The sequence below is a fragment of the Pseudoduganella sp. RAF19 genome (assembly GCF_052114165.1).
Classification (GTDB): Bacteria; Pseudomonadota; Gammaproteobacteria; order Burkholderiales; family Burkholderiaceae_D; genus Rugamonas.
Window position 1 is genome coordinate 604,350 of record NZ_JBFREF010000003.1, and the last position, 13,774, is coordinate 618,123.

General features: G+C 62.2%; 9 protein-coding genes. All 9 read left to right on the forward strand.

The genetic code is table 11. The features are described from left to right. Positions 1 to 3: 3 nt before the first annotated feature. The 9 genes from AB4Z19_RS10630 to AB4Z19_RS10670 all read left to right on the forward strand — a co-directional run bounded on the left by AB4Z19_RS10630 (position 4) and on the right by AB4Z19_RS10670 (position 13,771). Positions 4 to 1,092: an ABC transporter substrate-binding protein gene (locus tag AB4Z19_RS10630; protein ID WP_442035225.1), complete on the forward strand. Its 1,089-nt coding sequence runs from the start codon at positions 4 to 6 to the stop codon at positions 1,090 to 1,092. 10 nt (positions 1,093 to 1,102) lie between these two features. Beyond that, complete coding sequence (locus AB4Z19_RS10635; protein WP_442035226.1) at positions 1,103 to 2,869, forward strand: ABC transporter permease; 1,767 nt, start codon at positions 1,103 to 1,105, stop codon at positions 2,867 to 2,869. A gap of 27 nt (positions 2,870 to 2,896) precedes the next feature. Further along, a complete protein-coding gene (locus AB4Z19_RS10640) occupies positions 2,897 to 3,958 on the forward strand; it encodes an ABC transporter ATP-binding protein (RefSeq protein WP_442024376.1) in 1,062 nt (353 codons plus the stop codon). A gap of 65 nt (positions 3,959 to 4,023) precedes the next feature. Continuing rightward, a complete protein-coding gene (locus AB4Z19_RS10645) occupies positions 4,024 to 5,136 on the forward strand; it encodes an AbrB family transcriptional regulator (protein WP_442024374.1) in 1,113 nt (370 codons plus the stop codon). 82 nt (positions 5,137 to 5,218) lie between these two features. Further along, on the forward strand, positions 5,219 to 7,105 hold the full coding sequence (locus AB4Z19_RS10650; protein WP_442035227.1) for an MFS transporter: 1,887 nt from the start codon (positions 5,219 to 5,221) through the stop codon (positions 7,103 to 7,105). A 104-nt stretch (positions 7,106 to 7,209) separates the two neighbouring features. Beyond that, positions 7,210 to 7,917 carry a hypothetical protein gene (locus AB4Z19_RS10655; protein WP_442035228.1) on the forward strand — a complete coding sequence of 236 codons (708 nt, stop codon included), beginning with the start codon at positions 7,210 to 7,212 and terminating at the stop codon, positions 7,915 to 7,917. Between the two features lie 121 nt (positions 7,918 to 8,038). Further along, positions 8,039 to 9,235: an efflux RND transporter periplasmic adaptor subunit gene (locus AB4Z19_RS10660; RefSeq protein WP_442035229.1), complete on the forward strand. Its 1,197-nt coding sequence runs from the start codon at positions 8,039 to 8,041 to the stop codon at positions 9,233 to 9,235. A gap of 14 nt (positions 9,236 to 9,249) precedes the next feature. Beyond that, entirely contained in the window at positions 9,250 to 12,381 is a 3,132-nt protein-coding gene (locus tag AB4Z19_RS10665; RefSeq protein WP_442035230.1) for an efflux RND transporter permease subunit, read from the forward strand. 1 nt (position 12,382) lies between these two features. Further along, the gene (locus AB4Z19_RS10670) at positions 12,383 to 13,771 is read left to right on the forward strand and encodes an efflux transporter outer membrane subunit (RefSeq protein WP_442027869.1); all 1,389 of its coding nucleotides are present in this window, start codon (positions 12,383 to 12,385) and stop codon (positions 13,769 to 13,771) included. The last annotated feature ends 3 nt before the right edge of the window (positions 13,772 to 13,774 follow it).

Consider the following 13,774-nt stretch of genomic DNA (forward strand, 5'->3'; position numbering starts at 1 on the left):
TTGATGAAGATGAAGATGACGCTGGTCGCGGCTGCGGCAGGCCTGTTTGCAAGCTCCGCATTCGCAGAACTGCCGGCGGGCTATCCGGCCGACTACCAGAAGATCGTGGATGCGGCCAAGAAGGAAGGCAAGCTGGTGATCTACGGCGCCACCGACAGCAAGGCGACGCAGCCGCTGATCAAGGACTTCAGCGCCCTCTATCCGGGCATCACCGTCGAATACAACGATATGAATTCGACCGAAGTGTATAACCGCTTCATCTCCGAAGTTGCAGCTGGCGGCAATACGGCCGACGTGATGTGGTCGTCCGCCATGGACCTGCAAATGCGCCTCGCCTCCGATGGCTATGCGCTGAAGTACAAATCCGTGGAAGCGTCCAAGATCCCCGGCTGGGCAGTGTGGGACGATCAGGCTTACGGCACGACCTTCGAACCGGCTGCCATCGTCTACAACAAGCGCCTGGTCGATGCCAAGGAAGTGCCGCAGACCCACGCGGACTTCGTCAAACTGATCCAGCAGCCCAAGTTCAAGGACAAGGTCACGACCTACGACATCGAGAAATCCGGCGTGGGCTTCATGTTCATGACCCAGGATGCGCGTGAATATCCGAAGTTCCAGGAGCTTGAGAATGCGTTCGGCGCGGCCAAGGTGCGCGTGCAGTCGTCCACCGGCACCATGATGGAGCGTATCTCCTCCGGCGAAAATCTGATCGGCTATAACGTGCTGGGTTCCTACGCGCTGGTGCGCGCCAAGACCGATCCGTCGATTGGCGTGCAGCTGCCGAAAGATTACACGCTGGTGATGTCGCGCGTGATCTTCATCAACAAGGCTGCCAAGAACGTCAACGCCGCCAAGCTGTGGATGGACTATATGCTGTCGCATCGCGGCCAGACCATTGTCGCTAACGACTCCAAGCTGTTCGCCATTCGCGCCGATGTGACGGGCGAAACCACGTCCGCCGATCTGGTCAAGCAGATTGGCCAGGACAAGATCAAACCGGTGCCCGTACATCCGATCCTGCTGCAATTCCTCGGCCCGGCTAAGCGTATGGCCTTCCTGAAGCAGTGGAAAGAAACGGCCGGTAAGAAATAAGGAGTAGTCCATGCATACCGCAACACTGGGCCGGCCAGCCCTGAACTGGCCGCGCGGGGTGGTGGTCGTCCTGACCTCGATCGCGATCTTCCTGCCCCTGTTCCTGATCTTCTATCAGAGCTTCCTGTCGGCGCCGTTCTTCATGCCGGGCAAGGAAGTGGGACTGGAGGCCTATCAGTTCATCTTCGAAGATCCGGACTTCGCGATGGCATTCAAGAATGGCCTGATCCTGGCGGCCGGCCTGGCGGCGATTGCCGTGCCGCTGGGCGGTATGCTGGCTTTCCTGATGGTGCGCACCGATCTGCCGGGCCGTGGCTGGATCGCACCGATGCTGCTGGTGCCGATCTTCGTGTCGCCGATGGTGATGGGCTTTGGCTACGTGGTGTCGATGGGGCCTGTGGGCTTCTACTCGACCTGGGCCAAGGATATCCTCGGCTTCATTCCCTGGAATATTTATTCGTTCACCAGCATCGTGGTGATCGCAGGGCTGACCCACGTGCCGCACGTGTATCTGTACGCTTCGTCCGCACTGAAGTCGCTGGGTTCGGACGTGGAGGAGGCAGCTCGCGTGGCAGGCGCTTCGCCAATTCAGGTGATGTTCAATGTGTCGCTGCCGATGATCATGCCGGCGCTGGCGTATGCGGGCGTGCTGGTGTTCTTCCTCGGCTTCGAGGTATTCGGCCTGGTGCTGGTGCTGGGCGATCCGGAAGGCCATCTTGTGCTGCCGACCTATCTGTACAAACTGACCAACAAACTGGGTACGCCTTCGTATCACCTGATGGCGGCGGTGGCGGTGTGCCTGGTTGCCGTGACCATGCCGCTGGTGATGGCGCAGCGCTGGCTGCTGAAGTCTGCCAACAAGTACGTGTCGATCAAGGGTAAGGGCGCACGCACCAAGGCCATGCCGCTGGGTCACTGGAAGTGGCTGGCTTTCGCGCTGCTGGGCGGCTGGCTGATCTTCACCATCGTGCTGCCGCTGACGGGCATCGCATTGCGTTCCTTCGTTGAATATTGGGGCGAAGGTGTGAAACTGACGGATGTGCTGACTTTGCAGCACTTCCGCGAGGTGTTCGAACAGCCATCCCTGATCCGCGGGATCATCAACACGGTGCTGATCGGTGTGATCGGCGGCGGCCTGGCGATTGTCTGCTACTGCTTCATTGCGCTGGCCATGCACCGCAAGCCGGACACGATTACGCGCCTGCTGGATTACAGCGTGCTGGTACCGCGCGCCATTCCGGGCCTGCTGGCTGGCCTCGCTTTCCTGTGGGTGTTCCTGTTCGTGCCTTCCTGGATTGACGGCTTTGCGAAAGGTTCCGACAACGCGATTGCGATGTGGGTTTCCGGTTCGCTGGTGCCGGCGCTGCGCTCGCTGCGTTCCACGATCTTTGCGGTGTGGCTGGCTTATTCGGTGGTGTGGATGGCTTACGGCATGCGCCTGATCTCGACGGCGCTGCTGCAGGTTGGCCCTGAGCTGGAAGAGGCGGCACGCGCAGTCGGTGCGCGGCGCGGCCAGGTCACACGCGATGTGACGGTGCCCCTGATCAAATATGGCCTGCTGGGCTCCTGGCTGATGATCTTCCTGATTTTCGAGCGCGAATATTCGACCGGCGTGTATCTGCTGTCGCCCGGGACTGAAGTGATTGGCGCGATGCTGGTGTCGCTGTGGGCGGGCGGTTCGACCGACCTGGTGGCGGCGCTATCCTTCATTAACATTACCCTGGTGGCGGTTGGTCTGGGTATCGCGCTGCGCTTTGGCGTCAAGCTGCATAACTGAGTGAACATCATGAAACGAGATTTGACCATGAATGAATTGAGCGTCAATGAGCTGCATCTGGAATACGGCAGCGGGGCGAGCGCGAATCCGATCCTGAAGGGCGTTTCGATGCACTTGCACAAGGGCGAAGTAGTGGCGCTGCTGGGGCCGTCCGGCTCCGGCAAGACCACGCTGTTGCGCGCGGTCGCCGGCCTGGAAAGCCCGAAGCAGGGCACGATCGACATCGGCGAGCGGCGTGTGTTTGATGGCGCGCGCAATTTCGAGATGCCGGCCGAGCAGCGCAATCTGGGCCTGGTGTTCCAGTCCTACGCGCTGTGGCCGCACAAGACCGTGAACGAGAACGTCGCTTACGGCCTGAAACTGCGCAAGATGCCGAAGGATGAAATTGCCAGGCGCGTGGGCGAGGTGCTGAAGCAGTTGGGCCTCGGCCATCTGGGCGAGCGTTTCCCGCACCAGTTGTCCGGGGGGCAGCAGCAGCGCGTGGCGATTGCCCGTGCCCTGGTGTACAACCCGCCGGTGATTCTGCTGGACGAGCCGCTGTCCAACCTGGATGCCAAGCTGCGCGAAGAGGCGCGCTCCTTCCTGCGCGAGTTGATCGTGCGCCTTGGCCTGTCCGCGTTGATGGTGACCCACGACCAGGATGAGGCGATGGCGATCTCCGACCGCATCCTTCTGCTCAATAACGGCAAGATCGAGCAGCAGGGCACGCCGCAGTCCATGTACGAAACGCCGGAGACTTTGTTTACGGCCGAGTTCATGGGCAGTAATAACCGCCTGCCGGGCAAGCTGGTGAGCCGTGATGGCAATACGGTGCGCATCGATGTGGCGGGCACGCAGCTGGTCGGCACGGCGCGCGGCAACGTGGGCGCGGAGACTGCGCCGTTGATCCGCGTGGAGGAAGTAAAGGTCAGCAGCTCGCAGGCCGACAATGCGCTGGAACTACCGCTGTTCACCTGCATGTATCTTGGCGACCGCTTCGAGTGCCTGTTCAAGAAGGGCGACATCAGCGTGCGCGCCTACTCCAAGTACCGCCTGGACGAAGGCAGCTACTGGCTGCAGCTCCCACAGGACAAGCTCTGGGTGTTCTGAGGATGATCGTGGCGGGTGCGGGACCAATCTGGCGGCATCCGCTGCGGTGGCCTTTCCTTGGGGCGGTGGCGGTTGCCATCCTGGCGGCGCTGCTGTGCGTACAGCTCAACACGCCGCTGCCATGGATTATCGGCCCCCTGTTCGGCACCGCCGCGCTGCGGCTCGCGGGCGTACATCTGCACAGCCCCGTGCGCGTGCGCGAAGCGGGGCAGTGGGCGATTGGCACTGTGCTGGGACTGTATTTCACGCCGGCCGTGCTGGCAGTGCTGGCCGGACGGGCAGGTTTCATTGCCCTGGCCGTGGCGTTTTCGATCGGATTGGGCTGGCTGTGCGGCTTCCTCCTGCAGCGGCTCACGGGGACCGATCGCGCCACGGCATTTTTTTCGATGGCCATGGGCGGGGCGTCGGAAATGGCGGTACAGGGCGAGCGCCACGGCGGCGATGTGCAGCGCGTGGCTGCGGCACACAGCCTGCGCGTGATGATGGTCGTCGCCACGATACCGTTTGCAGTGCGCTACTGGAGCGTGCATGGCATGCCTGCGGTGCCCGAGCCTACGGCCAATGCAGCCATCAGCGCGTCCGGCGCCGCTGCCGGATCGGCGGCCGGCACGGCCACGGCGACGCTCTCCGGCCTGGCCACGTCCACCGCGCCGAGCGTCGCTGCGTTGGGCGTGCACGTGCCGGGGCTGCTGCTGTTGATCGCGTTGACGTCCGCTGCGGCGCTGCTGTTCAAGCGCAAAGGCGTGCCGAACGCCTGGGTCATCGGCCCGCTGCTCGCGGCGGCAGCGCTGACCGGTTGCAGCATCCATTTGAGCGGTGTTCCGGAGTGGATGGTCAGGGCAGGGCAGCTGTCCATCGGTATTTCGCTGGGCACGCGCTTTTCGCCGGAATTCCTGCGTGCGGCGCCAAGATATATGGCAAGTGTGGCCGTCTGCAATGTGTTTGCCATGACGCTGGCTGCGGGATTTGCCGCGCTGCTGGCCTGGGCCGCGAACATCCACCCCGGCACCGCGGTGCTGGCCACCTCGCCGGGCGGCATCGCGGAGATGGCGCTCACCGCGCGTACCTTGCATCTTGGCGTGCCTATTGTGACAGCCTTCCACGTCTGCCGGATGGCGATTCTGGTGCTGGCGATAGGCCCGCTTTTCCGCTTGATGCAACAGCGGAGCTTGAGCTAACGCAGAGTGAGGGGCAGTGGCATTGTCCGGCAGGGCAATGTCATGTATGTTGTCGGTATTTTCACTGTCAGTCACTCCGACCATGAGCCACGCCAGCCAGTTCACCCTGTTGAAACAGCGCCGCTTCGCGCCATTCTTCTGGACGCAGTTCCTGGGCGCGTTCAACGACAATCTGTTCAAGACCGCCCTGATCGTCATCCTGACCTTTGACGCCGCCAGCTGGACTGACCTGTCGCCGTCCATGATCACCAACCTGATCCCCGGCCTGTTCATCCTGCCTTATGTGCTGTTCTCTGCCACTTCCGGCCAGATCGCCGAAAAGATGGAAAAGGCCAGGCTGGCACGCCTGATCAAGTGGCTGGAGATCGGCATCATGGCCGTAGCCGGCATTGGCTGGCTGACGCACACCCTGCCGCTGCTGATCCTGGCGGTGGTCGGCATGGGCACCCACTCCACGCTGTTCGGCCCTGTGAAATATGCCTACATGCCGCAGCAGCTCAAGCCTGAAGAACTCACCGGCGGCAACGGTATGGTCGAAATGGGCACCTTCGTCGGCATTTTGCTGGGGCAGGTGTTCGGCGACGTGATCGTGATGCAGAAACCGCACGGCATCCAGTACATCGTGGCAGCCACGCTGGCCTTTGCGGTGCTGGGCCTGATGACCGCCTCGCGTATTCCCGTCACGCCGGCGCCCGAGCCCGACCTGAAAGTGAACTGGAATCCGGTCACCGAATCGATCCGCAATCTGAAGTTCTCTTCGCAGAACCGCACCGTGTTCCTGTCCATGCTGGGCAACTCCTGGTTCTGGTTCTACGGCGCCATGGTGCTGGCCCAGTTCCCGGTGTATGCGATGACGTATCTGAAGGGCGATCACAGCGTGTTCGTCATGCTGCTGACCGTGTTCTCGCTGGGGATTGGCGCGGGCTCGCTGCTGTGCGAGAAGCTGTCCGGCCGCAAAGTGGAAATCGGCCTGGTGCCGTTCGGCTCCATCGGTTTGACGGTCTTCGGCATCGATCTATATTTCGCCAGCAAAGGCTATGGCGGCACGAGCGCCGTCGATGCCTTGGGCCTGCTGGCGCAGCATGGCGCCTGGCGCATCGTGCTGGACGTGATCCTGCTCGGTATCTTCGGCGGCTTCTTCATCGTGCCGCTGTTCGCGCTGATCCAGCTGCGCAGCGATCCCAAGCACCTGTCGCGCACCATCGCCGGCATGAATATCCTGAACGCTCTGTTCATGGTGGCTGCTGCCGGCGTGGCGATGGTGCTGCTGGGGCAGGGCCTCACGATTCCTGAACTCTTCCTCGCCACGGCCATCCTGAACGCCGTGGTGGCGGTCTACATCTTCTCGCTGGTGCCGGAATTCCTGATGCGCTTCCTGGCCTGGATGCTGATCCACACCGTGCACAAGGTGAAAACCGTCGACGGCGAGCGTATTCCGGACGAAGGCCCGGCGGTCCTGGTGTGCAACCATGTGAGCTATGTTGACGCCATCGTGATCGGCGCCGCCAGCCCGCGTCCGATCCGCTTCGTGATGGACCATAAAATCTTCAACACGCCTTTCCTGGGCTGGATCTTCCGCACGGCGAAAGCGATTCCTATTGCACCTTCCAGCGAAGATCCGTGGCTGATGGAGAAGGCGTTTGTCGATATCGCGCATGCCCTGCACGACGGTGAACTGGTCTGCATCTTCCCTGAGGGCCGTTTGACCACGACCGGTGAAATGAGCGAATTCAAAGGCGGCATTTCCAAGATCATCGAGCGCTCCAAAGTGCCGGTGATTCCGATGGCCCTGCGCGGCCTGTGGGGTCACCTGCTCAGCCGCAGCAAGGACAGCGTATTGGAGCGCGCCTTCCGCAAGGGCCTGCGTTCGCGTCTGTCGCTGGCGGTTGGCGTGCCGGTGGCGCCGGTGGACGTCACCCCGGAGCTGCTGCACCAGCGCGTGAAAGCCCTGCGCGGCGAGTGGAAATGACGATTACAAACTAAGACACAGTCCATACAAAGTCCCGACGGCCAGACCGTATTGCTTTCCCTAGAATGGCTCGCAGTTAAACCACAATAGAGAGAGCTATAACAATGTCCATCGCGAAAAGCGCAAGCGCTGTCGCACTGCTGTCCCTGTTGGCAGCGTGCGGCAGCAACAATCCTGACGATACGCCGCAGACCGTGTCCGCGATCGTCGATTTCGACAAAGGCATCGACGGCTGGGTAGGCGGCAGCAGCGACTACACCGTCGGCACCGAGCCAAGCGGCGTGGTGTTCGAACAGCGTGCACTGGGTGCGCCGCTGACCGGCAAGGGCTATTACATCACTGGCCATAACCGCAGCGACGACATGTTCCTGTACGTGAAGAAGCAATTCCACGGCCTGGTGAAATCCTCCAGCTATAAGGTTACCTTCACACTGAAGTTTGCGTCCAGCGTACCTTCCGGCTGCTTTGGCGTGGGCGGTTCGCCGGGCGAATCCGTGTACGTGTACGCGGCGGCGCTGGCCAACGAGCCGAAGACCACCACGGCCAACAACCACGTTACGATGAACTTCGATAAAGGTAACCAGGGCACCGCGGGCAAAGAGGCCCAGATCCTGGGCACCATCGGCAACGGCCTGGCTTGCGGCACCAGCACGCCAACGTCGAAGACGCTGAAAAGCGCAGCGCCGATGACCGTCAAGACCGACACCAACGGCGACCTCTGGCTGCTGGTCGGTATCGACTCAGGCTTCGAGGCCAGCTCCGAACTGACCCTGCAGACCCTGACCGTCGACGCCGAGCCGGTCACCCCCTGATCCCGAGAAGTACCCTTGCAACCCGCCCTCGTGGCGGGTTTTTTATGACCCGTCGGTTAGTAATTTTCTTGACTTTGTTAGAATGATCGTTCATTCTATATCCAGAAAGGAACTAGAATCGATGAAAAATTTCCAAAAAAGCATGATTTTGCTGGGCGCTGCAGCGCTGGTTGCGGGCTGCCATTCTCAATCCGGCGAGGCGATGGCTGGCCATGGCGGCAAGATGCCGCCGCCGGAAGTGGGCGTGTTTGCCGTGAAGACGGAAGCGCTGGCAATGACCACCGAACTGCCGGGCCGTACCTCCGCTTACCAGGTAGCCGAAGTGCGTCCGCAAGTGGGCGGTCTGATTCAGAAGCGCCTGTTTACCGAAGGCGCCGATGTGAAGTCGGGTTCGCCGCTGTACCAGATCGATCCGGCCACCTACCAGGCGACCTACAATTCGGCCAAGGCGGCGCTGGCGAAAGCCAGGGCGAACCTCGCCGCGAGCGCACCGAAAGTGGCGCGCTACAAAGACCTCGTCGCCATTGAAGGCGTGAGCAAACAGGATTACGACGATGCCGTCGCCGCCAACGAGCAGGCCAGGGCCGATGTGGAGTCGGCGCAGGCTGCGCTGGACTCGGCCCGCATCAACCTCGAATACACCAAAGTCGAAGCGCCGATCTCCGGCCGCATCAGCCGTTCCACCGTGACGCCAGGCGCGCTGGTGACGGCAGGCCAGGCCAATGCCCTGACCACCGTGCAGCAGCTGGACCCGATCTATGTTGACGTGACCCAGTCCAGCGAAGAGATGCTGCGCCTGAAGCGCGAAATGGATAACGGCGGCCTGAAAAAGTCCGGCGCCCAGCCGCGTGTGACGCTGAAGCTGGCGGATGGCAGCACCTACGCACAGGAAGGCCGTCTGCAGTTCGCCGATGCGAGCGTGGACCCAAGCACCGGCAACGTCACGTTGCGTGCACTGTTCCCGAATCCTAAGCATGATCTGCTGCCGGGCATGTTCGTGCGCGCCGTGGTGGAAAACGGCGTGGACCAGAATGCGATCGCCGTGCCGCAGCAGGGCGTAACCCGCAATCCGAAAGGCGAGGCGACTGCGCTGGTGCTGAACAAGCAGGGCATGGTCGAACAGCGTACGGTGGTTACCGCCGGTACGCAGGGCGACAAGTGGCTGGTCAAGTCCGGCCTGGCCGCGGGCGACCTGGTGATCGTTGAAGGTGTGCAGAAAGTGAAGCCGGGCGCACCGGCCGTGGCATCCAAAGTGGGCGCGACTGCGAAAGCCGCGCCGGCCGGCGGTGCTGCCAACGACGCCGCTGCGGCGAAATAAGCGGGAGTTGAACCATGTCCCGATTTTTCATTGAACGGCCTATCTTTGCCTGGGTGATCGCGATCGTGATCATGCTGGGCGGTATGCTGGCCATCAGCACGCTGCCGATTGCGCAGTATCCAAGCATTGCGCCGCCATCGATCTCGATTAGCGGCTCCTATCCGGGCGCCTCCGCCAAGACGGTGGAAGACGCCGTAACCCAGGTCATCGAACAAAAGATGAAGGGTATCGATGGCCTGCGCTATATGAGCTCGTCCAGCGATTCGGCCGGTGGTATCAGCATCACGCTGACCTTCACTAACGGTACCAATCCGGACATCGCCCAGGTGCAGGTGCAGAACAAGCTGCAGCTGGCGACGCCGCTGCTGCCTGCCGCTGTGACCCAGCAGGGCCTGGTGGTATCCAAAGCGACCAAGAACTTCATGATGGTGCTGGGCTTCGTGTCCGAAAACGGCAGCATGAAGCAGGACGATATCAACGACTATGTGGCAGCGAATGTGGTCGATCCCCTGAGCCGCGTGGAAGGCGTGGGCGATGTGACGCAGTTCGGTTCGCAGTACGCCATGCGCATCTGGCTCGATCCGGTGAAGCTGCAAAGCTACCAGCTGACGCCTGCCGACGTGGCCAATGCCATCACGGCGCAGAACACGGAAGTGTCGGCCGGTGAACTGGGCGGCGCGCCTGCCATTCCTGGCCAGCAGCTGAATGCCACCGTGACGGCGCAGAGCCGTCTGCAAACGCCGGAACAATTTGGCGCCATCCTTCTGAAGACGACGACCAGCGGCGCCACCGTGCACCTGCGCGACGTGGCCAAGATGGAACTGGGCAGCGAGAACTACAACATCGTGGCGCGCTACAACGGCCAGCCGGCAACCGGTCTGGCGATCAAGCTGGCCACCGGCGCCAATGCGCTGGAGACTGCCGCTGCCGTCAACGCCAAGGTCGAGCAGCTGAACAAGCAGTTCCCCGCCGGCCTGAAAGCGGTGATCCCTTACGACACCACGCCTTTCGTGAAGCTGTCCATCCACGAAGTGGTGAAGACGCTGGTGGAAGCGGTGATCCTGGTGTTCCTGGTGATGTACTTGTTCCTGCAGAATATCCGCGCCACGCTGATCCCGACCATGGCCGTACCGGTCGTGCTGCTGGGTACCTTCGGCATCCTGTCCGCGCTGGGCTACTCGATCAACACGCTGACCATGTTTGCGATGGTGCTGGCCATTGGCCTGCTGGTGGACGATGCCATCGTGGTGGTGGAAAACGTCGAGCGCGTGATGACGGAGGAGGGCCTGTCGCCGAAAGAGGCAACCCGTAAATCCATGGGGCAGATCTCCGGCGCGCTGGTGGGTATTGCGATGGTGCTGTCCGCCGTATTCGTGCCGATGGCCTTCTTCGGTGGCTCGACGGGCGTGATCTACCGCCAGTTCTCGATCACCATTGTGTCGGCCATGGTGTTGTCCGTGCTGGTGGCGATGGTGTTCACGCCGGCGCTGTGCGCGACATTCCTGAAGCCAGGCCATCCTGCGACGGGCAAGGGCTTCTTCGGCTGGTTCAACCGCTCCTTCGATGCTGGTAGCTCGAAGTACCAGGGCTGGGTTGGGGCACTGCTGCGCCGCCGTGGCCGTTCCATGATCGTGTACGCGGCGATTCTGGGCGTGCTGGCGCTGGTGTTCCTGCGCCTGCCGACTTCCTTCCTGCCGGGTGAAGACCAGGGCGTACTGTTCTCGCAGATTCAGCTGCCGACTGGCGCAACCCAGCAGCGCACCTTGAAGACGATCGAGAAAGTGGAGCAGCACTTCCTGAAAGAGGAGAAAGCCAATGTGGCTTCCGTGTTCTCGGTGGCGGGCTTCAGCTTTGGCGGCAATGGCCAGAACACCGGTATCGCCTTCGTGAAGCTGAAGGACTGGTCTGAGCGCCATGGTGCGCAGAACAGCGCCGATGCCGTAGCGGGCCGCGCCATGGGCGCCTTCATGCAGCTGCGCGATGCGATGGTGTTCGCCTTCACGCCGCCTGCGGTGCTGGAACTGGGTAATGCCAGCGGTTTCGATCTGCAACTTCAGGACGTCGGTGGCGTTGGCCACGATGCGCTGATGGCTGCACGTAACCAGGTGCTGGGCATGGCCTCGCAGAACAAGCTGCTGATGGGCGTGCGCCCGAATGGACAGGAAGACACGCCGCAGTTCAAGCTGAATATCGACCAGCAGAAGGCGACTGCGCTGGGACTCTCGGTGGCGGACGTCAACCGCGTGCTGAGCACGGGCTGGGGCAGTTCCTACGTCAACGACTTCGTGGACCGCGGCCGCGTGAAGAAGGTGTTCCTGCAAGGCCAGGCTGATTCGCGCATGGTGCCGGAAGACCTGAACAAATGGTTCGTGCGAAACACGCAGGGCGAGATGGTGCCGTTCTCCGCCTTCTCCACCGGCGAATGGATCTATGCCTCGCCGCGCCTGGAGCGCTACAACGGCCTGTCTTCGCTGAATATCCAGGGCATGCCTGCACCGGGCGTGAGCTCCGGCGTGGCGATGGCCGAGATGGAAAAGATCGCAGCCAAGCTGCCGCCGGGTATCGGCTTCGAGTGGACCGGTTTGTCGCTGGAAGAGCGCGACTCCGGTTCGCAGACGCCGATGCTGTATTCGATCTCGATCCTGATCGTGTTCCTGTGCCTGGCCGCGCTGTATGAAAGCTGGTCGGTGCCATTCTCGGTGCTGCTGGTGGTGCCGCTGGGCGTGGTGGGTACGGTGCTGGCGACCTGGCTGTTCCATCTGTCGAATGACGTGTACTTCCAAGTTGGTCTGCTGACCGTGGTGGGCCTGTCGGCGAAGAACGCGATTCTGATCGTGGAATTCGCCAAGGAGCTGCAGGAGCAGGGCGTTGAGCTGGTTGAGGCGACGCTGCAGGCCGTGAAGCTGCGACTGCGTCCGATCCTGATGACGTCCATTGCTTTTGGCCTTGGCGTGCTGCCGCTGGCAATTTCGAGCGGCGCCGGGTCCGGCAGCCAGAACGCAATCGGCGTGGGTGTGCTGGGCGGGATGCTGAGCGCGACCTTCCTCGGCATCTTCTTTGTGCCGGTGTTCTTCGTGCTGGTGCGCGCCTGGGTGGGACGCAAGTCCGCCAAGCCGCACGGTACAAACGTAGTGGAAGCAAACTGATATGAACAATACCTTGATTACCATCGCTGTCGCCGCTCTGGTGAGCGGCTGCAGCCTGGCGCCGGTGTACCAGCGCCCGGACGCGCCGGTGACGCGAGCCTGGCCGCAGGGCGAGGCTTACAAGCCGGGCAAACCGGCGCCGGACGCGAAAGCCGCCGCCGATATCCAGTGGCGCGATTTCATCACCGACGACAAGCTGCGTGAGCTGGTCGGCATGGCGCTCGCCAATAACCGCGACCTGCGCGTCTCCACGCTGAACATCGAGAAGGCGCGTGCGCAGTACAACATCGACCGCGCCGCGCTGCTGCCGAAAGTGTCGGCGGGCGTGGACCAGAACGCAAGCCGTGCGCCGGGCGGCACCATCACCCGCCAATACACGGGCGGCCTGGTGTTCCCGTCGTATGAACTGGACTTCTTCGGCAAGGTGCGCAATCTGTCCGAAGCGGGCTTGCAGACCTATCTCGGCACACAGGAAGCGCGCAATGCGCAGCAGATCGCGCTGGTGTCCGAGGTGGCGACGGCCTGGCTGACGCTGGCCGCCGACAAGGAACGTCTGCGTCTGGCGCAAGACACGCTGAAAAGCCAGCAGATCAGCTTTGAATTGAGCAAGCGCCGCTTCGATGCCGGCGCAACATCCGGGTTGGACATGTACGAAGCGCAGAGCAGCGTGGAAGCTGCCCGCAACGACATGGCAATCTACACCGCACAGGTAGCGGCCGACGAAAACGCGTTGGCCCTGCTGGTCGGTGTACCGGTGCCGGAACGTCTGCTGCCACAAAGTCCGCTCGATAACGTCGCGCAGTTGGCCGATCTTCCGGAAGGCGTGCCGTCCGCCGTGCTGCAACGGCGTCCGGATGTCGTGGAAGCAGAACGCAGCCTGCAGGCGGCCAACGCCAATATCGGCGTGGCGCGTGCCGCCTTCTTCCCCAGCATGACGCTGACGGGAACGGCGGGCAGCGCAAGCAGCAGCCTTTCCGGCCTGTTCAAGGCGGGCAGCGGCGCCTGGAGTTTTGCGCCGCAGGTGAATTTGCCGATCTTCGATGGTGGCGTGAACAGCGCCAATCTGTCGATCGCCAGGACCAACCGCGATATCGCCGTGGCGCAGTATGAGAAGTCGATCCAGTCCGCCTTCCGCGAAGTGGCCGATGCGCTGGCCCAGCGCGGCACGATGGACGAGCGTCTGGCCTCGCAGGTGGCATTGACCACGGCATCGGAGAAGAGCTTCAAAATCCACGAAGCGCGCTACGAGAAAGGCACGGAGTCCTATCTGAATGCGCTGGTGTCGCAGCGGGCGATGTATTCGGCGCAGCAAGGCCTGATCACGGCCCGTCTGGCAAAAGCCACCAACCAGATCACCTTGTACAAGGTGCTGGGCGGCGGCTGGAGCTAAGCG

What these genes read in the sequence shown, in the direction of transcription:
- AB4Z19_RS10635 (WP_442035226.1), top strand. Translation starts at nt 1,103, where the DNA reads ATGCATACCGCAACACTGGGCCGGCCAGCCCTGAACTGGCCGCGCGGG.
- AB4Z19_RS10670 (WP_442027869.1), top strand. Translation starts at nt 12,383, where the DNA reads ATGAACAATACCTTGATTACCATCGCTGTCGCCGCTCTGGTGAGCGGC.
- AB4Z19_RS10660 (WP_442035229.1), top strand. Translation starts at nt 8,039, where the DNA reads ATGAAAAATTTCCAAAAAAGCATGATTTTGCTGGGCGCTGCAGCGCTG.
- AB4Z19_RS10630 (WP_442035225.1), top strand. Translation starts at nt 4, where the DNA reads ATGAAGATGAAGATGACGCTGGTCGCGGCTGCGGCAGGCCTGTTTGCA.
- AB4Z19_RS10665 (WP_442035230.1), top strand. Translation starts at nt 9,250, where the DNA reads ATGTCCCGATTTTTCATTGAACGGCCTATCTTTGCCTGGGTGATCGCG.
- AB4Z19_RS10655 (WP_442035228.1), top strand. Translation starts at nt 7,210, where the DNA reads ATGTCCATCGCGAAAAGCGCAAGCGCTGTCGCACTGCTGTCCCTGTTG.
- AB4Z19_RS10650 (WP_442035227.1), top strand. Translation starts at nt 5,219, where the DNA reads ATGAGCCACGCCAGCCAGTTCACCCTGTTGAAACAGCGCCGCTTCGCG.
- AB4Z19_RS10640 (WP_442024376.1), top strand. Translation starts at nt 2,897, where the DNA reads ATGAATGAATTGAGCGTCAATGAGCTGCATCTGGAATACGGCAGCGGG.